Origin of the sequence: Klebsiella sp. CN_Kp104, from assembly GCF_040064515.1 — a bacterium.
Classification (GTDB): Bacteria; Pseudomonadota; Gammaproteobacteria; order Enterobacterales; family Enterobacteriaceae; genus Klebsiella; species Klebsiella aerogenes.
The window spans coordinates 98050-120873 of record NZ_JBEAII010000029.1 but is presented as its reverse complement, the minus strand read 5'-3'; the positions used below and the strand labels follow the sequence as shown (position 1 = coordinate 120873).

The window sequence follows — 22824 nt, the reverse complement described above, 5'->3', positions numbered from 1 at the left end:
TTTTTTAATCAGAGTTACCAATAATTCACATGTAGGATACGTCGGTTTTACATTTGCTCAACCGATGAAGCAGGATTACCACTGCGCAAAAAATGAGTCAAGAAAAGGAAAAAAGTCGATCGGATTTTGTGATTCGCTGCAAATAAGTGAACAAAAAAACGCCAGTCTATTTGACCGTGGCGGGAGAGGATGTAAGGGGAAAGATACGGGCGACGACGTGCCGCCCGCAGGGATTACTCTTCGCTGAGGAACAGCTCCAGCAGCGAATTTAAAAACAGCTTACCGTGCTCGGTAATCTGCCAGTTTTGCGTATCTTCCAGCAGATAGCCTTCGGCGATGGCGGCATCGATTTGCGGACGGATAACCTGCTCATCAAGTCCGGTATACAAGCTGAACTCCGCGCGCGGCGCGGCCTCCAGCAGGCGGAAGCGGTTCATAAAGAACTCGAACGGTTTATCCGCCGCCTCCACGTCGTGCTGACGCTCCAGGTAACGGCCTTCCATGTAGCCGCGCGGGTGACGGGTTTTTGCCGTACGCAGAATGCGGCCATCAGGGAAGGTCACTTTGCCGTGTGCGCCGCAGCCGATACCGAGGTAGTCGCCAAAGCGCCAGTAGTTGAGATTGTGCTGGCACTGATAGCCTGGTTTGGCGTAAGCGGAGGTCTCGTATTGCTGATAACCTGCGGCGCTCAGCAATTGATGTCCCTGTTCGAAAATATCCCACAGCGCATCGTCATCCGGTAACACCGGCGGGCGCGAACCAAACAGCGTGTTCGGCTCAATAGTCAACTGATACCACGACAGATGCGGCGGATTCAGCGCGATCGCCTGGCGCAAATCATCCAGCGCCTCATCCAGCGACTGGTCCGGTAGGCCATGCATTAAATCGAGGTTAAAGCTACGCAGCCCGAGGCCGCTCGCCAGCCGCGCCGCGCGTTTTGCCTCTTCCGGGCCGTGAATACGTCCCAGACGCTGCAATTTGGGCTCGCTAAAGCTCTGTACGCCGATGGAGATACGGTTGACCCCGGCACGCTGATACTCAACGAAGCGATCGGCCTCCACGGTCCCCGGATTGGCTTCCATGGTGATCTCCGCATCCGCCGCCAGCGGCAGGCAGGCGCGCACGCCATCCAGCAGGGTTTGCATCGCCGAGCCGGAAAGCAGGCTCGGCGTACCGCCGCCGATAAAAATAGTCTTAATTTCACGTCCTTGTGCGTATGGCGCATCGTGGCGCAGATCGGCAAGCAGGTGCTGGACGTAGTCGTCGTGCGGCACTTCGCCCTTTAACGCATGCGAATTGAAATCGCAGTACGGGCATTTCTGCACGCACCACGGGATATGAATATAAAGACTGAGAGGCGGCAAATTAGCCATTACGTAATGCTTCCAGTAACAGTTTCAGCGCCTGCCCACGGTGGGAAATGGCGCTTTTCTCTTCACGGCTCAGTTCCGCTGCGGTTTTACCCTCGGACGGAACAAAGAAAATCGGGTCATAACCAAAGCCGCCGCTACCCGCCGCCTGGCGAGTAATCACGCCCGGCCAGCTGCCGTGGCACACCAGCGGTGTCGGGTCTTCGGCATGGCGCAGATACACCAGCACGCAGTGGAACTGGGCCTGGCGTTGCTCATCGGGCACGTCCTGCAGGGCATCCAGCAGCTTTTCCAGATTCTGCTGGTCGCTGGCGTTTTCACCCGAGTAGCGAGCGGAGTAAATGCCCGGCGCGCCGCCCAGCGCATCCACCGCCAGACCCGAGTCGTCGGCGATGGCCGGCAGGCCGGTGACCTGCGCGGCGTGACGCGCTTTGAGGATCGCGTTTTCGATAAAGGTCAGGCCGGTTTCTTCGGCGGAATCGACCCCAAGCTCGGTCTGGGCGACGACGTCGAGCCCAAAATCTTCCAGCAGCGAGGCCAGCTCGCGAACTTTACCGGCGTTGCCGGTAGCGAGTACAACTTTTTGCATATTCAATCCTGTTTAGTCAGTCAGCGCCGCGACGGCGGGCGGGATCTGCTGCGGGTGAATGATTTTTACCTGTTTGTGACGGCCCAGTTCGCCTTTTTCGATAAGCACCTGGCTTTTCGCGACGCGGAACTGTTTAGCGAGATATTTAACCAGATGGGCATTTGCCTGGCCGTCGACGGGTGGGGCGGTGATGGCGACTTTGAGCTCGTCGCCATGCAGACCAACAAGGCTGTCGCGGCTGGCCTTTGGCTGAATATACAGCCTGAGCACCAGCCCGTCAGCGCAGACTTCAACGGCACTCATAGCGCCATCCACAGCCCCGGAAGCAGGACATTGCCAGTAGCTTGCAGCAGCTCGGCGATACCCATGTTAATCACGTATAGCAGCAGGACCAGCACCATCGGCGAAAAGTCGATGCCGCCCATGGATGGCAGCAGGTTGCGGATCGGGCGCAGCAGTGGGTCGGCCAACTGCATCAGCACGTATTCCACCGGGCTGCGGCCCTGGCTTACCCAGCTCATGATCGCCATCAATAGCAGCACCCAGAAAATCAGCGAACCGATGGTTTTCAGCAGGATCAGCACCGCGGCAATCCAGATAATCGGCTGGAAGGTGACCACCATAAACAGCACGATCGCCTTGATAACGCAGAGCACGAAGGCGACCAGCAGGGAGGCGCTATCCAGCGGCCCCATTGCCGGGATAATCCGGCGCAGCGGCCCGACGATTGGCTGGGTCGCTTTCACGACGAACTGTGAAAACGGATTGTAAAAGTCGCAGCGCGCCCACTGCATCCAGACGCGTAACAACATGACCATTGTGTAGAGCTCAATGACCGTTGAGAGCAGGAAGGTCAACGTCTTCATGGCGTTCCTCAGATTCCTTATTTTTTGCTGTAGTCGCGCGCGCCGAAGATTGCGGTCCCGATGCGCACCATAGTGCTTCCCGCCGCGATAGCGGCTTCCATGTCATCCGACATGCCCAGAGAGAGCGTATCAACCGAAGGGTAGAGCGTTTTCAGTTGCGCGAATGCTACCGCCATTTGTTGGGCGACGGCAAACTGCCTTTCATATTCTGACTCTGGCGCCGGAATGGCCATTAACCCGCGAAGCTGGAGGTTCGGTAAGGCGGCGACACCGGCGGCTAAAGCGTCAAGCTCCGCCAGCGGGATCCCGGATTTACTCTGTTCATCGCTGATGTTGATTTGAATCAGCACGTTCAGCGGCGGTAAATCCGCCGGACGTTGCTCGCTCAGGCGGGTGGCGATTTTCAACCGGTCGACGGTGTGGCACCAGTCAAAATGTTCGGCCACCAGCCGGCTTTTGTTGGACTGCAGCGGGCCGATGAAGTGCCACTGCAGACCGCTGGCGCCCGCCTGCTGGAAATAGCGGATTTTATCCACCCCTTCCTGGACGTAGTTTTCGCCGAATGCCCGCTGTCCTGCGGCCATCGCTTCTTCGATAGCGCTCGCAGGTTTGGTTTTACTCACTGCAAGCAACGTAACTTCTTCTGGAGCGCGGCCGCAGCGGGCGGCGGCGCCTGAGATTTTATCCCGGACCTGTGCCAGGTTATGCGCAATATCGTTCATATTCCGAGGATCAGTTATGGAGCTGGAAGAAATCGTGGCCCTTAGTGTAAAGCATAACGTCTCCGATCTACACCTGTGCAGCGCGTATCCGCCGCGCTGGCGTCGTTTGGGAAAGCTTGAGCCTGCACCGTTTACTTCGCCGGATGTTGAGGAAATCCTCACTCGCTGGCTTAACGACCCACAGTTGGCGCAGTGGCGTGCCGATGGCCAGGTGGACTTTGCCCTGGCCCTCTCAGATGGGCCGCGGCTGCGTGCCAGCGCTTTTGCCCACGCGCGCGGCTTGTCGTTGGCGCTGCGTCTTTTGCCGCAGCGATGCCCGCAGTTGGGTGATTTGGGCGCGCCCGCCGCGCTTAGCGAACTGTTAAATGAAGAGAGTGGTTTGATCCTGGTTACCGGCGCTACCGGTAGCGGCAAGTCGACCACCCTGGCGGCGATGGTGGACTACCTCAATCAACATCGCCATGGTCATATTTTAACCCTTGAGGATCCCGTGGAGTTTATTCACGCCAGCAGGAACTGCCTGATCCAGCAGCGCGAAATCGGCCGCCATTGCTCCTCCTTCGCGGCGGCGCTACGTGTGGCGCTGCGTCAGGACCCGGACGTCATCTTATTAGGCGAGCTGCGCGATAGCGAAACCATCCGCCTGGCGCTGACCGCGGCCGAAACCGGGCACCTGGTGATGGCGACGCTGCATACCCGCAGCGCGGCGCAGGCCGTCGAGCGGCTGGTGGATGTGTTTCCGGCGGAGGAAAAAGAGCCGGTTCGCAGTCAGCTGGCGGGGAGTTTATGCGCCGTGGCGGCGCAAAAATTGTTGCCAAATGCTTCCGGTGGCCGGGTTGCGCTATACGAACTTTTAGTGAACACGCCAGCGGTGGCAAATTTGATCCGCGAAGGAAAAACGCATCAGCTACCCGGCGTGATGCAAACCAGTCAACAGGCAGGAATGCAAACCTTTGCGCAGAGTTTTCAACAACGTGCGTTAGCAGGTGAGTTATAGCCCATGCCGTGATGAAACAAAGGTGGTATTCATTAAATTGTTAATTCAGTGTTCAATTAATGTTTTGATTAATGATTTCATAATACAAATAAGTGGTACGACCTAAGCCGAAATAATGAATGTTATGACAGCGGGCTTACATTTACCCCGCTTAACCAGGAAAAAAATGGGATTACCTTTTGACACTTTTGCGGGGTTCGATTTATGCTGTTTACGGGAACAGGAAGATTCTCATGAAATGATGTTTCAATATCCAAAGTGTATTTGAAAATATAAATACATTATTGAACGTTTAATTTTCAGTTAATTTAACCGCTAAGATGGCGGGGTACTGCTAAGGAGAGTTTCAAGTGATTAATTTATCGGAGAATTTACTGCATTCGCGTCAGGTGACTTTCATTACTCATCCGTCCATTCAGAGTAATGCATTTGCGACGTGGTTGACTGAGAAGCTATCCGTAAACGTAACTCTGCATAATATCAACAAACCGCTAACTCAACGTCTGGCAAAAGACTCTGTAATATTGTTTGATATTGCCGTCTCTAATAAGAAATTGAATGGCGTGTGGCGAGATATTATTCGCGTACAGGCAGATAATCCGCGTCTGTTGATTATCAATAGCGCGCAAAAGTATGAGCTTTACGAAATGGCGCAATGGCCTGCGTTATATGGCGTATTCCGCCATGACGATGACCAATCGCGCTTAATTGAGGGCGTCAAAGCCGTATTAAATGGCGAGCAGACGGCTGAATTGAGCGTGATGCACCCGGCGCTGTATTCTGCGGATCAGGTCACGGCGCCGACGGAGAACTCACCGTTGACCGAGCGTGAATGTGAGATCCTCAACGAGCTGCGCTGCGGCGCAACGAATATGGATATTGCCCGCGCGCTGTTCATCAGCGAAAACACGGTACGTACTCATCTGTACAATGTGTTCCGCAAATTGAGCGTGAAGAACCGTACCCAGGCGGTAAGCTGGGCGAATGAACATCTGCGTCACTGATTGCCCGGCGGCGCTACGCTTGCGCGGGCCTACGGGTTATGCCAGCGAGGGGGTTGTAGGCCGGGTAAGGCGAAGCCGCCACCCGGCGCAAAAGCGGCTCCGCATCCGCTGCCATGATTGCCCGGCGGCGCTACGCTTGCGCGGGCCTACGGGTTACTCCAGCGGGGGTTTTGTAGGCCGGGTAAGGCGAAGCCGCCACCCGGCGCAAACGCGAATCTATGCTTCGCTTTCATCCCAGAGCTACCGATCAGTATCCCTGTTCGAAATAGCTTTCGAGGATAACCACGGCAGAGGCGGAATCAACGCTGCCTTTATTGAGCGCGCGAAAACCTCCGTGTTCGAACAGCCCTGCGCGGGCTTCGACGGTGCTTAAACGCTCGTCGTGGAGGGTGATTTTCACGCCGAAGCGGCCATGAATTTTATTGGCGAAGTTACGTGCGCGCGCGGTTAGCGGCTGTTCGGTGCCGTCCATGTTCAGCGGCAGGCCGACAATCACCGCTTCCGGCTGCCACTCTTTCAACAGCTTTTCGATGATGTTCCAGTCCGGTTTGCCGTCCTGCGCTTTCAGCGCCGGGAGCGGACGCGCCGTGCCGGTAATGCGCTGCCCAACGGCGACGCCAATGCTTTTAGTGCCAAAATCAAAACTCAGAAAGGTACCGCTCATTATGCATGCCCCGCGTCGGCAGGCATCGTCACGATATCGATACCGATAAGTTTGGCCGCTTCGCGCCAGCGGTCGGCAATCGGCGTTTTAAACAAAATATTCTGATCGGCCGGTGCGGTAAGCCAGGCGTTATCGAGAATTTCCTGTTCCAGTTGCCCTTTTTCCCACGACGCGTAGCCCAACGCCACCAGCACGTTGCTCGGTTGTTTATCGGTACCGAGGGTTTCCAGCACGTCGCGTGAGGTGGTAATCACCGTGTTGTCGGAGATACGGATGCTGGAGGAAAAATCAGACGGCGGCGTGTGCAGAATAAAACCGCGATCCTCCGCCAGCGGGCCGCCGACCATCACCGGCTTATCCAGACGGATATCCGGGTTGCGCGGCTGCGGCGCGATTTTCAATTTTTCCAGGATCCCTTCCACCTGCAAATTTTCCAGCGGCTTATTGATGATAATGCCCATGGCGCCATCGTCGTTGTACTCGCAGATATAGACGACGGAGCGACGGAAAAGAGGGTCCTGTAGCGCAGGCATGGCAATCAGAAAGTGATGCTGTAAATTCATTGTCAGAGGTTCTGTTCCTGGTTTAAAAAAACAACACCCAGTATGCGGGTAAAGTAGAAACGTGTCGATGCACTTTGTTTTACCGGCGCCCGAGGGGCGCCTTGCGGGCGGGCGTTTGCCCGCCCCAGTGCTTATTTGTTGATACGTTTTTCGATGGCGTCCATCAGCATGCCGGTAATCGACACGTCCGGGAAAGCGGCTTCGATTTCGCGCACGCAGGTCGGGCTGGTAACGTTAATTTCGGTCAGGCGATCGCCGATGATGTCCAGGCCGACGAAGATAAGGCCTTTAGCTTTCAGCGTTGGGCCAACGCGGCGGGCGATTTCCCAGTCGCTTTCGGTCAGCGGACGCGCTTCGCCACGACCACCGGCAGCCAGGTTGCCGCGCGTTTCACCGCCCTGCGGGATACGCGCCAGGCAGTATGGCACCGGCTCGCCGTCTACCACCAGCACGCGTTTGTCGCCGTCTTTGATGGCCGGCAGATAATTCTGCGCCATGCAGTAGCGGCTACCCAGTTCAGTCAGGGTTTCGGAAATGACGCCGAGGTTCGGGTCGCCCGCTTTCACGCGGAAGATTGAGGCGCCGCCCATGCCGTCCAGCGGTTTGAGAATGATATCGCCGTGTTTTTCCCAAAACGCTTTCAACTGGGCTTTATTACGGGTGACCAGCGTTTCCGGGGTTAGATCGGAGAACCAGGCGGTAAACAGCTTCTCGTTACAGTCGCGCAGGCTCTGCGGCTTGTTGACGATAAGCGTACCTTTCTCTTCCGCGCGTTCGAGAATGTAGGTGGCGTAGATAAACTCGGTATCGAACGGCGGGTCTTTACGCATCAGGATAACGTCGAGATCCGCCAGCGGCAGGTCCTGTTCGCCGGTGAACGCGTACCACTTGTCGTAATTCTGCTCGACGCTCAGCGTGCGCGTACGGGCGCGGGATTCGCCGTTGATGAGATACAGGTCGTTCATCTCCATGTAATGGAGTTCATAGCCGCGACGCTGCGCTTCCAGCAACATAGCGAAGCTGGTGTCTTTTTTGATGTTGATGGATGCGATAGGGTCCATCACGATGCCGAGCTTGATCATTCTTTTCTCCATTAGCGCTGTCGTGTTTGCGGAACGTTGCGCCAGATTTTAGCCCAGATCGCCAAAACGCACCTGCAGCGCGGTGATGGCGGTGAGCGCGGTGGTCTCAGTACGCAGAACGCGCGGTCCCAACAGGATATCAGTAAACTGATAGCGAGCGGTCATCGCTATCTCTTCCGCCGACAGACCGCCTTCCGGGCCAATCAGCAGGCGAACACGTTCAACCGGCAGCGGCAGCGTATTGATGCTGGCGCTGGCGCGCGGGTGCAGGTTGAGCTTAAGGCCGTTTTCTTCCTCGGCGCACCAGGCTTCCAGCTGCATCGCCGGGCGAATCTCCGGCACGATGTTACGGCCGCTCTGTTCGCAGGCGGCAATAGCGATTTTCTGCCACTGCTGAATCTTCTTCTGCAAGCGTTCGGCATCCAGTTTAACGCCGCAGCGCTCGGAAAACAGTGGCGTTATGAGGCTTACGCCAAGTTCGATCGATTTCTGGATGGTGAATTCCATTTTTTCGCCGCGTGACATCACCTGGCCGAGATGGATGTGCAGCGGTGATTCACGATCGTCGATCTGGCCACGGATAACCTCGACCATGACGTTTTTCTTACCCGCTTCGGTGATGACCGCATCGAAAACCTGATTGCTGCCGTCAAACAGCTGGATTTCCTGACCTTTGCTCATGCGCAGGACGCGGCCAACGTGGTTGGCTGCGTCTTCGCTGAGGGCAATGTGGCTGCCGGGGGTAATGCGTTCCGGGTGGTGGATGCGAGGAATGCGCATGCTTGATATTCCGTTCTTCGCGCAGATAGCGTCTTCCCCATAGCGGGGAAGACGGCGGCTGCAAATTAACAATTGCCGCTAGTGTAGGTTAGCTCTTTTGCGCCTGGCAAGCCTGCTGGACGTAAGGATTATGGTTGCCCTGTACTTTGGCGATTCGCTCATCGCGCTCGCACTCCCAGGAGGTCACCGGATACTGCTTATCCCAGGCGGTAAATAGCTGGGTTTGCTGGCGGGAAAGAGTCAGCTGATAGCGGTCGCGCATATAGAAGTAGGTGCGAGCGATCGAGCCGCGGGCGCGTACCGGCGGTTCGGCGACTTTATCTTTGAAATCGACCTTCATGGCGCATTGACCATACTGCCCGTCGCCGCCATTCCACTGGCTGTACATAAAGTTGCCGCGATCGCCATTGACCTCGCCGACCGCAGGCTGCAGGTTATGCATATCGCTTTCCATCTTGCGATATTCCGGATCTTTGGCGCAGTTTTTACGTCCACCATCCTGCCAGCATTGGCGCTGGTGGCCGAACTGCCACGCCGGAACCACATGTTCCCATTCGACCCGGCTGGCGCGGTTCTCGTTTTTACGCACTTTGTAGCCGCAAGATTCCAGATCGATAACGCCTTTTTTACCCTGCCAGTCGATTTTACAACCGCAATAAAAGTCGCCGGGAACGTCGGCATTCACTTTTACGCCTGCGGCTTTCGCCTGGGAAAAACTATGAATACCAGCTGCCGCAAGCGGGCCGCTGGCTGCCACGCTGAACAACGCGACGGCAAAAACATACATACGGGACATCGTAAACTCCGTGTCAAAACGAGCCCGCAACGTAGCGAATGAGGGTGTCAGATGCAATCAGTCAGATCAGAAAGTTTCTAATTAATTCCGGTGGTTACTTTTCCGCCACCAGCAGATCGCCGCAGCGAACGCAGCGGTAGGTGGCTTCACCGCGCACCACGCGGTTATGACGACGAACGGTGAGCTGATGCTGCTGGCACTGGCAGCGATAGGGGAAGGTGTTCTGGCGTACCGAATCAAGCTCAAAGCGATGGGTGCGGCGGGCGGGGACGCCCAGCACGACCTCCATCATCCATTTCCACTCTTTACCGTGCGGCGCGACGCGGCCAAAGTGTTTCCACACCAGCAGATGCGCCAGTTCGTGCGGCACCACTTCATCGATAAACGCCTGCTGATTTTCCAGCAATAGCACTGGATTAAGGCGGATCTCGTTTTTCTCAAGCCACGCGGTGCCTGCGGAGGTGCCGCGCTGCTGATAAACCAGCGTCGGTTCCGCATAGCGGCGTTCCAGCTTGAGATTGGCGGTGGCAAGGTGCTCCCGCAGGCTACTCATGACGGCCTGCTGGATAGCGATGGGAATACGGGGTGTTTTCATAGCGCCAGAGGATAGTGCGCCGCGCGGGGGAGAGCAAGAAGAAGCTTCCTCCCAAAGGGGAGGAAGCACAGAGGGGATTAATCGCGAGCGCCGATTTCGCGCAGCGGACGTCCCTGCATCAGGTTGCGTTCAATATGTTCCAGCGAGACGTTTTTGGTTTCCGGAATCAGCCAGATAGTCAGCAGGATAAACAGCACGTTCAGACCGCCGTAGACCCAGAAGGTGTTGGCGCTGCCGAGAGAGTTCAGCATGGTCAGGAAGGTGGCGCCGACGATCATATTGGCAATCCAGTTGGTCGCGGTGGAGCAGGTGATACCGAAATCGCGGCCTTTCAGCGGCTGGATTTCCGAACACAGTACCCAAATCAGCGGGCCGGCGCTCATCGCGAAGCCGACGATAAACATCAGCAGCATCAGTACCGCGAAGTACTGTGCGGTAGCAGAATGAATACCGATATGCATCATGCTGCCCAGTACGCCCATACCGGCGGCCATCACGATAAAGCCGAGGATCAGCGTCGGTTTGCGGCCCCAGCGGTCGACCAGGCCGATAGCGATAAAGGTGGCCAGTACGTTGGTCAGGCCGACGATCACGGTGCCCCACATTTGCTCAGTGGTATTGGCATAGCCCGCCAGTTCAAAAATCTTCGGCGCATAGTACATGATGACGTTCATCCCGGTGAACTGTTGCATGATCTGCAGCAGTACGCCGAGGAACACCGCGCGGCGGAAGTTACTGTTCTCTTTGAACAGCGCCCAGCCGGACTGTTTGACTTTCAGGCTTTCGCGGATTTCATCAAGCTCGCGTTTGGCTTCGGCGCTGGTATCTCGCAGGCGCAGCAGGACGCGCTCGGCATCGACGAAACGGCGTTTAGCGGCAAACCAGCGCGGGCTATCCGGCAGGAAGATAACGCCGATCAGCAGCAGGACTGCCGGGATGATAATCACGCCGAGCATCCAGCGCCACGCGCCGCTATAGCTGAAGGCGGTGTCGGAAAGATAGGCGCCGAGAATACCGATGGTAATCATCAACTGGTACATCGAAATCATACTGCCGCGGATTTTCTCCGGCGCGATTTCCGACAAGTATAGCGGCGCGGTGTAAGAGGCGACGCCAACCGCCAGCCCCAGCAATACGCGGGAAATTAGCAGGATTTCGACGTTCGGCGCGGCGGCGGAAAATAGCGAGCCCGCAACGAACAGGATCGCGCCGATCATCAGGCTTTTTTTACGCCCAAGTTTGAAAGAGAGCCAGCCGCTGCCCACTGCGCCGACGGCGGCGCCGAACATCATGGAGCTGACCACCCACTCCTGGGTGTGTGCGCTGATTTGGAATTCATTGGCAATGAACGGTAAGGCGCCGGCAATAACGCCGATATCAAGGCCGAACAGTAAGCCGGCCAGCGCGGCGAGGAAACAGACAAAGAACGTCATCGTCTTGTTTGAACGCCCTTGTTTTTTATTGTCAGGCATAACGCCCTCCAGTTGAGTTATTGATTCTGTCGATGCTTAGAGTAGGGGAGTGCAGGACAAAAAAACGTGATTACAATCACGACTGTGTAATCGGTTACACTAAGGTAAAGATATGTAATCAGCAAAAACATATTCAAATCATAGATATAAAAGGCAATTATCGCCAATAAGATTGCGCTGAAATGGCGAAATTCGACATGGTATGTAACATTGTGAAAAGAATTGGCGTCAACAGAAAGCTCAGTTACGCCAGGCTCTATAGCAGATATGTAATCGCTTCCATTATCTATGGCCTGCATGGCAAAAAAAGGGCAGGAAGCGTTAGATGTGGGGAATGAGGGGCAACAAAAAGGCCAGCGCGGGGCTGGCCTTAAGTAGTCAAGCGGGGTGGCTTATTTCAGGCCAGCCGCTTCGCGCAGCAGGGCTGCTTTGTCGGTTTTTTCCCATGGGAAATGTTCGCGACCAAAGTGACCGTAAGCCGCGGTCTCTTTGTAGATCGGGTGCAGCAGATCCAGCATCTGAATCAGGCCGTATGGACGCAGGTCGAAGAACTCGCGTACCAGCAGGGTCAGCTGTTCAGAAGGCACTTTTTCGGTGCCGAAAGTTTCTACCATGATCGAAGTCGGTTCAGCGACGCCGATGGCGTAGGAGACCTGAATCTCACAACGATCGGCAAGGCCTGCGGCAACGATGTTTTTCGCTACATAGCGCGCCGCGTAGGCTGCGGAACGGTCAACTTTAGATGGATCTTTACCGGAGAACGCGCCGCCGCCGTGGCGAGCCATGCCGCCGTAGGTATCAACGATGATCTTACGACCGGTCAGACCGCAGTCGCCCATCGGGCCGCCGATAACGAAACGGCCGGTCGGGTTGATGAAGAACTTGGTCGAAGCGTTCAGCCATTCGGTCGGCAGAATCGGCTTGATGATCTCTTCCATCACTGCTTCCTGCAGGGATTTCTGATCGATATCTTCAGCGTGCTGAGTAGACAGAACTACCGCATCGATGCCGACGATTTTGCCGTCGTCATACTGGAAAGTGACCTGGCTTTTCGCGTCCGGACGCAGCCACGGCAGGGTGCCGTTTTTGCGGACTTCAGCCTGGCGCTGTACCAGACGATGAGCATAGGTCACCGGAGCCGGCATCAGCACGTCAGTTTCGTTAGTGGCATAACCAAACATCAGGCCCTGGTCGCCCGCGCCCTGTTCCAGCGGGTCGGCACGGTCAACGCCCTGGTTGATGTCCGGGGACTGTTTACCAATGGCGCTCAGGACGGCACAAGAGTTGGCGTCAAAGCCCATATCGGAATGCACGTAGCCAATTTCACGCACCGTGTTACGGGTGATCTCTTCGATATCAACCCATGCGCTGGTGGTGATTTCACCGCCAACCAGAACCATGCCGGTTTTAACGTAGGTTTCGCAGGCTACGCGCGCTTTCGGATCCTGTTCGAGGATCGCGTCCAGCACGGCATCGGAGATTTGGTCAGCAATTTTGTCTGGATGCCCTTCTGATACAGACTCGGACGTAAAGAGGTGTTTTGCCATGTTTTATTTTACCTGTGAGTATTCGTGTAGCTCATACTGTTGTGTAGAGAGGCTTTGATAGATGACCCTACCAAGGCTTGCAGGTAGTGACACGAGCAGTCTGAGTGTTAATCAGTATAGATGGATTAACTTCTGGATGGCTATTTTAGGTCAGAACTTCATCGCATTTCCACATTTTTTTGACATCACCCGCATTAATGGAAAAAGCGTGGTGGAAATTTTTCCTGACAACCCCGGCAAGGCGCGTATTTTTATTTTGCATTTTACCCCGCTTCTCGGTATAAAACGCCGCGCGCGGCTCATTAAAAAAGCGCACGAAGCCCCATCTCGTGACGCCACTTCCAGCCGGGTTAAGCACTCTGTTACACAGCGGCGGTTTCGCCGGCTGTACGATATGTATATACCCTAAATAATTTAAGTTGCAGGAAGGCGGCAAGGGCGCGAATTCCCAGGAGCATAGATAACTATGTGACTGGGATGAACGCACGCAGCCAACGCATCTGCAGCTTGAAGTATGACGGGTATAGCTTTGGCTTGTCGCTGGCCTGTTACGGGGCAGTGTGGAGGTGATACCAGATAATGAACCAACGTTTTTCGCCTGATTCGTCGCGTCGTTCTGTCGCGCAATTCTATCCCGCAATCTGCATCTCTTTCGTGCAAACCTGCCGATGTTCTACCCATCTCGGCGCTTCTCAGGATTCCAGGGCCTCCAGGCTTTTTGAAAACTGAACAAGGGCGCTCTTGCGTGAGCAAGGGTTTTCTCGTGGTTTCTCCGGGCTGTCATACCAGCTTCGGGTACGTGTTTTACTATATATGAATAAGAAACCGGTCGCGCAGCTGCAGTGCCAGCACTATCTGCTGGGATTAAAGGCTGTTCATGGGTTGTTATCGCGTCTGTCGACTGCGATAGTAGTTAATATTACAAGTTGAGGTTCGCTATGTCTGACGACATGTCTTTGGGTTCGCTTTCGTCAGCAGGCGAACACGGTGTACTACGTTCCATGCAGGAGGTTGCGATGAGCTCCCAGGAAGCCAGCAAAATGCTACGTACCTACAATATTGCCTGGTGGGGTAATAACTATTACGACGTTAACGAACTGGGCCATATCAGCGTTTGCCCGGATCCTGACGTCCCGGAAGCGCGCGTCGACCTGGCCGAGCTGGTCAAAGCGCGCGAAGCCCAGGGACAACGCCTGCCGGCGCTGTTCTGCTTCCCGCAGATCCTGCAACATCGTCTGCGCTCGATTAACGCCGCCTTCAAGCGCGCGCGTGAATCCTACGGTTATAACGGCGACTATTTCCTTGTCTACCCGATCAAGGTTAACCAGCACCGTCGCGTGATTGAATCCTTGATCCACTCCGGCGAACCGCTGGGGTTGGAAGCCGGTTCGAAGGCTGAACTGATGGCGGTGCTGGCGCACGCGGGGATGACCCGTAGCGTGATCGTCTGCAACGGTTATAAAGATCGCGAATACATCCGTCTGGCACTGGTGGGTGAGAAGATGGGCCATAAGGTCTATCTGGTCATCGAGAAGATGTCGGAAATCGCCATCGTGCTGGAAGAGGCCGCCCGTCTGAACGTGGTGCCGCGCCTTGGCGTGCGTGCGCGTCTGGCTTCGCAGGGCTCCGGTAAATGGCAGTCCTCCGGCGGCGAGAAATCCAAATTTGGCCTCGCGGCGACGCAGGTGCTGCAACTGGTCGAAATTCTGCGCGAGGCAGGCCATCTTGAGAGCCTGCAACTGCTGCACTTCCACCTCGGCTCGCAGATGGCCAACATTCGCGATATCGCCACCGGCGTGCGCGAATCGGCGCGTTTCTACGTCGAGCTGCATAAGCTGGGCGTTAATATTCAGTGCTTCGATGTCGGCGGCGGTCTGGGCGTGGACTATGAAGGGACCCGCTCGCAGTCCGACTGTTCGGTGAACTACGGCCTGAATGAGTACGCCAACAATATCATCTGGGCGATCGGCGATGCCTGTGAAGAGAACGGCCTGCCGCACCCGACGGTGATTACTGAGTCCGGCCGCGCGGTGACCGCGCACCACACCGTACTGGTTTCCAACATTATCGGCGTCGAGCGCAACGAATACACCGAGGCGACCCCGCCGGCGGAAGACGCCGCGCGTCCGCTGCAGAGCATGTGGGAAACCTGGCTGGAGATGCACGAAACCGGCAACCGCCGCTCGCTGCGTGAATGGCTGCATGACAGCCAAATGGATCTGCACGATATCCACATCGGCTACTCCTCAGGCACCTTCAACCTGCAGGAGCGCGCGTGGGCGGAACAGCTGTATCTGAACATGTGCCATGAGGTACAAAAACAGCTCGATCCGAGCAACCGCGCCCATCGCCCGATTATCGATGAGCTGCAGGAACGTATGGCGGATAAAATCTACGTCAACTTCTCGCTGTTCCAGTCGATGCCGGATGCCTGGGGTATCGATCAGCTGTTCCCGGTGATGCCGCTGGAAGGGCTGAACAAGTCGCCGGAACGCCGCGCGGTGCTGCTGGATATTACCTGCGACTCCGATGGCGCCATCGATCACTATGTTGACGGCGACGGGATCGCAACCACCATGCCGATGCCGGAATACGACCCGGAGAACCCGCCAATGCTGGGCTTCTTTATGGTTGGCGCTTATCAGGAGATCCTCGGCAACATGCACAACCTGTTCGGCGACACCGAAGCGGTAGACGTCTTCGTCTTCCCGGACGGTAGCGTTGAGGTTGAGCTCTCCGATGAGGGCGATACGGTGGCGGATATGCTGCAGTATGTTCAACTGGATCCGAATACGTTGCTGACCCAGTTCCGCGATCAGGTGAAAAATACCGGCCTCGACGCCGAGCTGCAGCAGCAGTTCCTCGAAGAGTTCGAAGCGGGGCTGTACGGGTATACTTATCTTGAAGATGAGTAACTAAGAGTTATCCGCTGGCGGGCCGGTTTATATTCCTGAACCGGCCCTTTTTTATAAATGAAATCTGAAACATCATGGTAGCTGCTTTTTAAAATGACAAAGGTCCGTACACTGCCGCAGGGAATTAACATTCAGCGAAACAGGGACGGAATATGAAAAGCATACCGCGTTACGGTCTTATTATCGGTTTATTATTTTTAAGCGGCTGCGCAAAACAGCCGGAGTACAATACCCGCACGGCACTCTCCACTGAGGTTGCCACCCGCTGGGGCAGCGACGTTCACTCAACGGTTAAAGGCGTGCCTGCAGAGCGCGTAGATTCCCATCCTGATGAGATCGTATTAATTAATTATTCCGGTCAATATCAAACCGGGTTTGACCAGCGCTATAGCATTCGTAATAGCGATCTGGAATATGCGGTACGCGATGCTAATTTTAACTCTCTCCCTATTACTCGCCGCTATAATAATTCCACGGGAAAATGGCAATACGCCATTGCGGCCCGCGTTGGTACTCAGTATCAATTATATGTCCGTAATTATAGCCACAGCGTGGATTATGAAATTGTCGCCACGGTGGATGGTCTCGATGTCCTGAGCGGTAAGGCCGGTTCGCTTAACAACAACGGCTACATTGTGCCTGCTGGTGGCTCGTTAGCGATCAAAGGCTTTCGTAAAAACAGCCGTATCGAGGCGGCATTCGAATTTTCAAACGTCGCGCAATCTTATGCCGCCCATTCCGTAGAGGGCGACACGCGTAACGTTGGAGTCATTGGTTTTGCGGCCTTCGCTTTACGTGGAAAAGAGCAAGCGTCGCTACCGCCGTGCGCGAGCCAGGCCTTCCCGGCGGACGGTTTCGCCCCGGCGCCTTGTCAAAAATAAACGTCCCGCTTGCTGCCGAGCGTTTTTCGGGCGATAATTTATGCCCATAAGCAGTAACCCAATTCAAACCCTTCCTCGTCGGGCCTAACGACGCGGAGGGGTTTTTTTATACTTATTTTTTACGTACCACGACTGCGAAAAGAGGTCATATCCATGAGCACTTTAGGTCATCAATACGATAACTCCCTGGTATCCAACGCCTTTGGTTTCCTGCGTCTGCCGATGAACTTTATGCCGTATGAAAGCGATGCGGATTGGGTCATCACCGGCGTGCCGTTTGATATGGCGACCTCCGGGCGTGCGGGCGGCCGTCATGGCCCGGCGGCGATCCGTCAGGTGTCAACCAACCTCGCCTGGGAGCACAACCGTTTCCCATGGAACTTCGACATGCGCGAACGCCTGAACGTCGTGGACTGCGGCGATCTGGTCTACGCCTTCGGCGACGCCCGCGAAATGAGCGAGAAACTGCAGGCGCACGCGGAGAAACTGCTGGCGGCCGGTAAACGCATGCTTTCCTTCGGCGGTGACCATTTCGTCACCCTGCCGCTGCTGCGCGCCCACGCCAAGCATTTCGGTAAAATGGCGCTGGTACACTTCGATGCCCACACCGATACCTACGCCAACGGCTGTGAATTCGACCACGGCACCATGTTCTACACCGCGCCGAACGAAGGGCTTATCGATCCGAACCACTCCGTGCAGATCGGTATTCGTACCGAATTCGATAAAGATAACGGTTTTACCGTGCTTGATGCGGGCCAGGTTAACGACCGCAGCGTCGATGACATCATCGCTCAGGTGAAGCAGATCGTCGGCGATATGCCGGTGTACCTGACCTTCGATATCGACTGTCTGGATCCGGCATTTGCGCCGGGTACCGGTACGCCAGTGATCGGTGGACTCACCTCCGACCGCGCGATCAAACTGGTGCGCGGCCTGAAGGATCTGAACATCGTCGGGATGGACGTGGTTGAAGTCGCCCCGGCCTATGACCAGTCCGAAATCACCGCCCTGGCGGCGGCGACTCTGGCGCTGGAGATGCTTTACATTCAGGCGGCGAAGAAAGGCGACTAATTTTTAAGCGTTTACTGCTGCTGCGCGACGCATGCGCAGCAGCAGTACGCCGCCGGCGCACAGCGTGATCAGCTGCGAGGCCACCAGAACGGAAAAACCTGAACTGACCGATCCCACCGATTTCATCACCACTCCCATCAGCAGCGGAATAAACGCCGCGCAAATATTGCCAATGCCGTTAATGATCCCATAGGCGCTGCCCACCGCTTCGCGCGGGGCGTGATGCTGAACCACCGCGGGGATCGCCGCCCCCTGTAATCCCCAGAAAACGTTCGCCGCCAGCATAAACAGCGCCAGCATCGCCGGCTGATGGCTGAGCATCAGCGCCAGCACAGAACCGGCGGTGAGTAGGCCGCCGATAATAAACAGCAGCGGTGCCTGCTCCGGGCGCATTTTGTCGAGGAGCACGCCGCCAAGAAACTTTGAGCCGAGGCTTAACAGAAAGGGGACTGCCGCCAGCAGCCCGGTGGCCTGTAGTGAGAAGTGGTGCTCGTCGCGCAGCCAGGCGGGCAACCAGGCGCTACTCCCCCACAGATAGCTGAGCGTGGCGATTTCCACCAGCAGGATCCAGCCTAGCAGCGGCGTACGCCAGGCGAGGGAAAAAGTTTGGCTGAAGCCCGGCTTCGCGCGCTGGGCGGTCACTTGCGGCGCGGGGAGAAACCGCCAGATTAATCCGCCGCCGAGTAGCAGGTTAAGCAGCGCCAGCGCGTAGAAGGAGCCGATCCAGCCAACGTGCGCCATCAGCCAGGTGACCAGCGGGAAGCCTACCGCCAGCCCCAACGATACGCCAAGGGCGGTCAGCGCATTCGGCTTGCCTATTTCATCGGCGGCGAAGTTGTCGTTGATAAAGCGCGTTTTCAGTGAGAACAGCGGCCCCTCCGCCACGCCAAGAACAATGCGCGCGATTAACATTCCCATTAGTGAACCGAGTAACGGGGAAATGGCGCACACCAGCGCCCATATCGCAATGCTGCTTAACAGTCCCTGACGATAATGCCATCTACTTTCTATAACTGGTGTTAATAATAATGCCGAAAACCCATAACCCAGAAGAAAGCATGTCATTAGCATGCCTTGTAACATTCTGTTTTCATTTAACTGAAAATGGGCAGCGAATTCCGGGTTAAGGATCATCACCGAGATATTTACCCGATCGACGTAGGAAATAATTATTAACAAAAGTAATGCTATTACCCCTTGCCATCTTGCCGCCATTCGTTGTCTCCACGCTTAATTTAATGATTGCCAGTTATTATTTTTTAACGCCAGAAATAGTTACATGAGTAAAATGGTTCACCTGTGAAACTCATTGTTTTTAAATGATTAAATAAAGAGTTGTTTCATGGGTGAAACACCATGGCTTCCACTGTTGCCCATTTTTAATGATCGATTTGAAAAGAAGTCAATAGTCGGATGTGAAATTTAAATTGGCATTTTTATTTATAATGGATCACCGCTTTAAATATCATCATTTCATCTGAATGCAGTTTTTCGTGATCAATTGCACACTTAGCTAATTTAAAAGCCATTCATTAACAAGTTCGTCACATTAACGCTTGACGAAACATTCACCGCTTTTATATTGACCGTATTAAATAAGAAACAGAGTTTCATATATGAAACAAAAGCCTGGAGGATTGCGATGAGCTGGATAGGCGTATGTGACGCGGAGCAAGTACAGGAAGATTTCCCATATAGCGGCAATATCGACGGTAAGGAAATCGGTATTTATCTGATTGATGGCGAATATTACGCGCTGGAAGACGTTTGCCCTCATGCCTATGCGCTCCTGAGCCAGGGCTTTGTCGAAGATGGCAAGGTGGAATGCCCGCTGCATGAGGCGGTATTCGACGTGAAAACCGGCCAGTGCCTGCATGGCCCCGGCGGTCGCAACCTTAATCGTTACCCGGTGCGGGTATACGACAATCAGATCCAGATTACCTTTATCGAGGAGAACGTGGCATGAGCGAATCCCTGGACTTCAACCCGGCGCTACCGGAAAGCCGCCAGTTTACGCCACCGGCGGAAGGCGGAAACGGCAATATCCATAAGCCTGGCGACTATCACAATCTGATTTGGCAAACCCGCAGCCGGGTGCCGGAAAACTGGGAACTGCAGCTTATCGCCACCCTGGAAACGTTGTTCGAGCAGGGCGCGGAAAGTCTCGGTGAGCTGGTGAACGGCCTCAATGGCGTCAGGATGCATGACCAACAGGGCGAACCGTGGAGCGAAAGCAGCTTCCAGGCATTTTTACAGGTTAACGGCTACTGAGGACACAGCGATGACGACAACGGTACAAAACTATCTTGATAAAGGACTGCGCGGCCTGTGGTATCCGGTGCTGGCGAGCTGGGAAGTGCAGTCTGCGCCGGTGGGCATTACCCGTCTCGGCGAGCAGATCGTGGTCTGGCGGAATAAAGACGGTCAGGTGCAGGCGCTGGAAGACCGCTGCCCGCATCGCGGCGCGCGCCTGTCGATGGGCTGGAACTTAGGCGATCGTATCGCCTGCTGGTATCACGGCGTGGAAGTCGCCGGCAACGGCGAAGTCAAAGACGTCCCGGCGGTTGACCGCTGCCCGCTGGTCGGCCAGCAGTGCGTGCGCAGCTACAACGTGCAGGAAGCGCATGGGGCAATCTTCCTGTGGTTCGGCGTCACCGCCGACCAGCAGCCTGATGAACTGAGCTTCCCGGAGGAACTGGCCGATCACGAAAAATACAGTAACTTCCTGTGCACCGCGGCGTGGAAATGCAACTACCAGTACGCGCTGGAAAACGTGATGGACCCGATGCACGGCACCTATCTGCACTCATCATCGCATTCTATGGCGGAAGGCGATCGCAAAGCCGATATGGTGCTGCAGCCGACGAAAACCGGCTTTATCTTCGAGAAAAAAGGGCAGAGCGGCGTCAACTTTGACTGGGTTGAACTGGGCAACAGCGGCGCCTACTGGATGCGCCTGTCTATTCCGTACAAAAAGCGTTTCGGGCCGGGCGGCCACTTCTGGATCGTCGGCATGGTGGTTCCGGAAGATAACGACAACTGCCGCGTCTTCTTCTGGCGCATCCGCGGCGTTCAGGGCTGGCAGCGCGATCTGTGGCGCTTTATGTACCGCAACCGTCTGGAAAAACTGCACTGGGAAGTACTGGAACAGGATCGCGTGGTGCTGGAAAGCCTGGCGCCGAACGCCCGCGATCATGAATATCTCTATCAACATGACGTCGGTTTGTCCCGCCTGCGCCGCATGATGCAGAAAGCGGCGAAAGAGCAGTTAGCGCTTCGCGAAGCGCAGCAGGGTGCCGCCTGATGAACGGCCTGCTGAACGGTAAACGTATTGTCGTCACCGGCGCGGCGCGCGGCCTCGGTTACCATTTTGCCGAATCCTGCGCCGCGCAGGGCGCGACGGTGGTGATGTGCGACATCCTGCAGGGGGAGCTGGCGGAAAGCGCTCATCGCCTGCAGCAGAAGGGCTATCAGATCGAATCCCACGCCATCGATCTTGCCAGTCAAGCGTCGATCGAGCAGGTCTTCAGCGCCATCGGCGCGCAGGGGCCTATCGATGGCTTAGTCAATAACGCGGCGATGGCCACCGGCGTCGGCGGTAAAAATATGATCGATTACGATCCGGACCTGTGGGATCGGGTGATGACGGTCAATGTCAAAGGCACCTGGCTGGTGACCCGCGAGGCGGTACCGCTGCTGCGCGAAGGGTCGGCGATCGTCAACGTCGCTTCGGATACCGCGCTGTGGGGCGCGCCGCGGCTGATGGCCTATGTCGCCAGTAAGGGCGCGGTGATTGCGATGACCCGCTCCATGGCCCGCGAGTTGGGTGAAAAGCGGATCCGTATCAACGCCATCGCGCCGGGACTGACCCGCGTTGAGGCCACGGAATACGTTCCCGCCGAGCGTCATCAGCTGTATGAGAACGGCCGCGCGCTCAGCGGCGCGCAGCAGCCGGAAGATGTCACCGGTAGCGTGGTCTGGCTGCTGAGCGATCTTTCGCGCTTTATCACTGGCCAACTGATCCCGGTCAACGGCGGTTTTGTCTTTAACTAACAAGTGAGGCGGTATGGCGAACGATCAGGAAGTGAAGTACCTGGTACCGGGTCTGGAGCGCGGTTTACAACTGCTGCTGGCGTTTGGCGAACAGCATCGCGATCTGACCTTTGCCGAGCTGCATCGGCTGGTGGATATGCCGAAAGCGACCGCCTATCGCGTGGTGCAGACGCTGGAATATATGGGCTTTCTCGAGCGTAACGCCCGAACCAATACCTTTTCGCTGGGCATGAACGTACTGCGTCTGGGCTTTGAATATATCGCCTCACTGGATGTCGCTCAGGTGGGTCAGCCGGTCATCGAGCAACTACGCGATATCAGCCAGTGCAGCAGCCATCTGGCGATCCGCGACGGCCGCGACATTATCTACATCGCCCGCGTCAGCGCCGCCGGTTCGCGTATCAACCAGGTCAGCGTCGGAACGCGGCTACCGGTGCACTGCACCTCGCTTGGCCGCATGCTGCTGACCGATGTTTCCCGCAGCGAGTTTGAACAATTGTTCCCGAATGAACGTCTGCCGGGCAATACGCCGGGCCAGCTGTACGACCGCGAAGCGCTGTGGCAGATGGTGCAGCAGGATAAAGCCCGCGGCTACGTGATTGGCGAATCGTTCTATCGCCACGGCATCTCATCGATTGTCTATCCGGTCTTTGACCGCAGCGGCCGGGTGGCGGCGGTCGTCAGCATTCTGGTGCCGTCGGACGAGATCCCGCAAAGCGATCGCGAACGGTTGCAGAACGACGTCAGTATGGCGGCGGACAAAATTTCCGGCTTCCTCGGATATTTGTCACAGGCAAGTTAAATCAACAACTTAACGGCAGACGCTTGATTGCGTCGGGCATGTTTTACGCCCA

Annotated in this window: 26 protein-coding genes; 12 read left to right on the top strand and 14 right to left on the bottom strand. The window is 55.9% G+C overall.

From position 1 onward, the window contains the following. Positions 1 to 233: 233 nt before the first annotated feature. The 5 genes from hemW to ABLU80_RS15505 are packed head-to-tail and all read right to left on the bottom strand — an operon-like array spanning position 234 to position 3547. Positions 234 to 1373, bottom strand: a complete 1140-nt coding sequence (hemW, locus tag ABLU80_RS15525; protein ID WP_348850155.1) for a radical SAM family heme chaperone HemW — start codon at positions 1371 to 1373, stop codon at positions 234 to 236. Beyond that, positions 1366 to 1959, bottom strand: coding sequence for an XTP/dITP diphosphatase (locus ABLU80_RS15520; RefSeq protein ID WP_015369727.1), 594 nt, complete (start codon positions 1957 to 1959; stop codon positions 1366 to 1368). Before ABLU80_RS15520 ends, hemW begins: the two co-directional genes overlap by 8 nt. A gap of 12 nt (positions 1960 to 1971) precedes the next feature. Beyond that, positions 1972 to 2262 (bottom strand): DUF167 family protein YggU, encoded by a 291-nt coding sequence (gene yggU / locus ABLU80_RS15515; RefSeq protein ID WP_015369728.1) that lies wholly within the window; start codon positions 2260 to 2262, stop codon positions 1972 to 1974. Continuing rightward, the gene (locus ABLU80_RS15510) at positions 2259 to 2825 is read right to left on the bottom strand and encodes a YggT family protein (RefSeq protein WP_015369729.1); all 567 of its coding nucleotides are present in this window, start codon (positions 2823 to 2825) and stop codon (positions 2259 to 2261) included. The genes yggU and ABLU80_RS15510 overlap by 4 nt, the downstream gene beginning before the upstream one ends. A 17-nt stretch (positions 2826 to 2842) precedes the next feature. Then, positions 2843 to 3547, bottom strand: a complete 705-nt coding sequence (locus tag ABLU80_RS15505; protein ID WP_047043378.1) for a YggS family pyridoxal phosphate-dependent enzyme — start codon at positions 3545 to 3547, stop codon at positions 2843 to 2845. 16 nt (positions 3548 to 3563) lie between these two features. Between ABLU80_RS15505 and ABLU80_RS15500 the strand changes: the two genes are divergently transcribed. Continuing rightward, positions 3564 to 4544 (top strand): type IV pilus twitching motility protein PilT, encoded by a 981-nt coding sequence (locus tag ABLU80_RS15500; protein WP_015369731.1) that lies wholly within the window; start codon positions 3564 to 3566, stop codon positions 4542 to 4544. A 350-nt stretch (positions 4545 to 4894) separates the two neighbouring features. Further along, positions 4895 to 5548 carry a LuxR C-terminal-related transcriptional regulator gene (locus ABLU80_RS15495; RefSeq protein WP_015369732.1) on the top strand — a complete coding sequence of 218 codons (654 nt, stop codon included), beginning with the start codon at positions 4895 to 4897 and terminating at the stop codon, positions 5546 to 5548. A 247-nt stretch (positions 5549 to 5795) separates the two neighbouring features. On the opposite strand, the gene ruvX is transcribed toward ABLU80_RS15495, so the two are convergent. The 8 genes from ruvX to metK all read right to left on the bottom strand — a co-directional run bounded on the left by ruvX (position 5796) and on the right by metK (position 13047). Next, positions 5796 to 6212 (bottom strand): Holliday junction resolvase RuvX, encoded by a 417-nt coding sequence (gene ruvX / locus ABLU80_RS15490; RefSeq protein ID WP_015369733.1) that lies wholly within the window; start codon positions 6210 to 6212, stop codon positions 5796 to 5798. Beyond that, positions 6212 to 6775: a YqgE/AlgH family protein gene (locus tag ABLU80_RS15485; protein ID WP_015369734.1), complete on the bottom strand. Its 564-nt coding sequence runs from the start codon at positions 6773 to 6775 to the stop codon at positions 6212 to 6214. The genes ruvX and ABLU80_RS15485 overlap by 1 nt, the downstream gene beginning before the upstream one ends. A 131-nt stretch (positions 6776 to 6906) precedes the next feature. Next, entirely contained in the window at positions 6907 to 7857 is a 951-nt protein-coding gene (gene gshB / locus ABLU80_RS15480; protein ID WP_015369735.1) for a glutathione synthase, read from the bottom strand. 48 nt (positions 7858 to 7905) lie between these two features. Beyond that, positions 7906 to 8637 (bottom strand): 16S rRNA (uracil(1498)-N(3))-methyltransferase, encoded by a 732-nt coding sequence (gene rsmE, locus ABLU80_RS15475; protein WP_015369736.1) that lies wholly within the window; start codon positions 8635 to 8637, stop codon positions 7906 to 7908. Between the two features lie 88 nt (positions 8638 to 8725). Next, positions 8726 to 9433: a deoxyribonuclease I gene (gene endA / locus ABLU80_RS15470; protein ID WP_015369737.1), complete on the bottom strand. Its 708-nt coding sequence runs from the start codon at positions 9431 to 9433 to the stop codon at positions 8726 to 8728. 94 nt (positions 9434 to 9527) lie between these two features. After that, on the bottom strand, positions 9528 to 10028 hold the full coding sequence (locus ABLU80_RS15465; protein ID WP_157195176.1) for a SprT family zinc-dependent metalloprotease: 501 nt from the start codon (positions 10026 to 10028) through the stop codon (positions 9528 to 9530). Positions 10029 to 10105: 77 nt separating this feature from the next. After that, complete coding sequence (locus tag ABLU80_RS15460) at positions 10106 to 11500, bottom strand: sugar porter family MFS transporter (protein WP_015369739.1); 1395 nt, start codon at positions 11498 to 11500, stop codon at positions 10106 to 10108. A 392-nt stretch (positions 11501 to 11892) separates the two neighbouring features. Continuing rightward, on the bottom strand, positions 11893 to 13047 hold the full coding sequence (gene metK / locus ABLU80_RS15455) for a methionine adenosyltransferase (protein WP_004149807.1): 1155 nt from the start codon (positions 13045 to 13047) through the stop codon (positions 11893 to 11895). A gap of 136 nt (positions 13048 to 13183) precedes the next feature. Here metK and ABLU80_RS15450 point away from each other — a divergent pair, with 136 nt between their 5' ends. The 5 genes from ABLU80_RS15450 to speB all read left to right on the top strand — a co-directional run bounded on the left by ABLU80_RS15450 (position 13184) and on the right by speB (position 17917). Then, on the top strand, positions 13184 to 13456 hold the full coding sequence (locus ABLU80_RS15450; protein ID WP_015703452.1) for a hypothetical protein: 273 nt from the start codon (positions 13184 to 13186) through the stop codon (positions 13454 to 13456). Between the two features lie 404 nt (positions 13457 to 13860). Then, positions 13861 to 13977 carry an acid stress response protein YqgB gene (yqgB, locus tag ABLU80_RS15445; RefSeq protein ID WP_015369741.1) on the top strand — a complete coding sequence of 39 codons (117 nt, stop codon included), beginning with the start codon at positions 13861 to 13863 and terminating at the stop codon, positions 13975 to 13977. An 8-nt stretch (positions 13978 to 13985) separates the two neighbouring features. Continuing rightward, entirely contained in the window at positions 13986 to 15962 is a 1977-nt protein-coding gene (speA, locus tag ABLU80_RS15440) for a biosynthetic arginine decarboxylase (RefSeq protein WP_020077953.1), read from the top strand. A gap of 152 nt (positions 15963 to 16114) precedes the next feature. Then, on the top strand, positions 16115 to 16843 hold the full coding sequence (locus ABLU80_RS15435) for a hypothetical protein (RefSeq protein WP_157195177.1): 729 nt from the start codon (positions 16115 to 16117) through the stop codon (positions 16841 to 16843). A 153-nt stretch (positions 16844 to 16996) separates the two neighbouring features. Then, positions 16997 to 17917: an agmatinase gene (speB, locus tag ABLU80_RS15430; RefSeq protein WP_015369744.1), complete on the top strand. Its 921-nt coding sequence runs from the start codon at positions 16997 to 16999 to the stop codon at positions 17915 to 17917. A 3-nt stretch (positions 17918 to 17920) separates the two neighbouring features. Here the strand turns inward: speB and ABLU80_RS15425 are convergent, their stop codons facing one another. Continuing rightward, positions 17921 to 19132, bottom strand: a complete 1212-nt coding sequence (locus tag ABLU80_RS15425; protein WP_157195178.1) for an MFS transporter — start codon at positions 19130 to 19132, stop codon at positions 17921 to 17923. Between the two features lie 427 nt (positions 19133 to 19559). Here ABLU80_RS15425 and ABLU80_RS15420 point away from each other — a divergent pair, with 427 nt between their 5' ends. Genes ABLU80_RS15420 through ABLU80_RS15400 form a run of 5 tightly spaced genes read left to right on the top strand, consistent with a single transcriptional unit; the run spans position 19560 to position 22772 of the window. Then, a complete protein-coding gene (locus ABLU80_RS15420; protein ID WP_004151769.1) occupies positions 19560 to 19883 on the top strand; it encodes a non-heme iron oxygenase ferredoxin subunit in 324 nt (107 codons plus the stop codon). Then, positions 19880 to 20188 (top strand): recombinase-like helix-turn-helix domain-containing protein, encoded by a 309-nt coding sequence (locus ABLU80_RS15415; RefSeq protein WP_004144765.1) that lies wholly within the window; start codon positions 19880 to 19882, stop codon positions 20186 to 20188. Before ABLU80_RS15420 ends, ABLU80_RS15415 begins: the two co-directional genes overlap by 4 nt. A 10-nt stretch (positions 20189 to 20198) precedes the next feature. Then, positions 20199 to 21221 carry an aromatic ring-hydroxylating dioxygenase subunit alpha gene (locus ABLU80_RS15410; RefSeq protein WP_032413044.1) on the top strand — a complete coding sequence of 341 codons (1023 nt, stop codon included), beginning with the start codon at positions 20199 to 20201 and terminating at the stop codon, positions 21219 to 21221. Continuing rightward, positions 21221 to 21970 (top strand): SDR family oxidoreductase, encoded by a 750-nt coding sequence (locus ABLU80_RS15405; RefSeq protein ID WP_015703448.1) that lies wholly within the window; start codon positions 21221 to 21223, stop codon positions 21968 to 21970. The genes ABLU80_RS15410 and ABLU80_RS15405 overlap by 1 nt, the downstream gene beginning before the upstream one ends. A 13-nt stretch (positions 21971 to 21983) precedes the next feature. Continuing rightward, positions 21984 to 22772 carry an IclR family transcriptional regulator gene (locus ABLU80_RS15400; RefSeq protein WP_015703447.1) on the top strand — a complete coding sequence of 263 codons (789 nt, stop codon included), beginning with the start codon at positions 21984 to 21986 and terminating at the stop codon, positions 22770 to 22772. Positions 22773 to 22824 lie beyond the last annotated feature (52 nt).